This window comes from Variovorax sp. P1_H2 (genome assembly GCF_056405295.1).
Map to the genome: position 1 here is coordinate 1 of NZ_JBFUCJ010000298.1, position 882 is coordinate 882.

The 882-nt window shown below is 62.8% G+C and carries 1 protein-coding gene; it reads right to left on the reverse strand.

Annotation, left to right across the window (positions count from 1 at the left end; all coding sequences use genetic code 11):
* Positions 1–882: hemagglutinin repeat-containing protein (locus tag AC1D2E_RS36000; RefSeq protein ID WP_478201814.1), on the reverse strand; the 882-nt coding region annotated here is incomplete at both ends.

An 882-nucleotide genomic window follows, 5' to 3' on the forward strand; every position in this document is an offset into this window, starting at 1 on the left:
CTTGAGGTCCGTGTTGCCCTTGACGTTGACGTTGAATCCGCCGTCGCCTGCCTTGATGCCCGACTGCTCGTTCACGCTCGCAAAGTCGCCATTCGCCTTGGCGCTCGCGGCATTGCCGCCGACAGTGCTGACGCCGTAGCAGATCGGTGGAATGCACAAGCTCACGTTCGCGCCCGAGCTGCTTTGCTTGGACACCTGACGACTTGTGTCCTGCAGGCTCTCAATGTTCAGGTTGCCGCCGACGTTCGCATTGACACGCGCACCGTCAATCACCGCACCCTTCAGGTTCAAATCGCCACCGCTGGAGATGTTGACGGTATTGCCACCACTGACGTGCGTGTTGTTGTAGCTCACGTCCGAGCCGCTCTCGTTACCGCGGCCTTTGCTGACACCCAACTCGATCGTGAAGCCGTTCTGCGATCCGCCCGCGAAACCGACGCCAACACTCGCTCCACTGCTGGAGTTCTGGCCCACCTTGTCGTAGGTGTTCCTGCTGGCCTCCAACGTGATCGCATTGTCGGCAGCAAGGTTGACGTTGTTGCCTGCCGCAATGGTGGAGCCCACGGCGTGGATGTTGGACGCGGCACCACCACCGGTCGCAACGACATTGACGTTGTTGGCACCGACGATGCTCGATCCCACGGCCTCGCTCGCATGCGTGATGCTGCTGCCCTCGCTCTTGTTGCGGCTGACATTGACGCTGACCTTGTAGCCCACGCCTCCGCCGCTGGCCAAGGCCTGCGCGGTGTCGACCGCCTGTCCGCCGGCCACCGCCAAATTGATGGCTCCCAGGGCCTGCATGCGACTGTCGCCGGTGTCGCCCATCGCCTTGGCCGTGTTGCGGGTGTTGCGCAGGCTATCGGTGGAGATGCCGCCGACGCT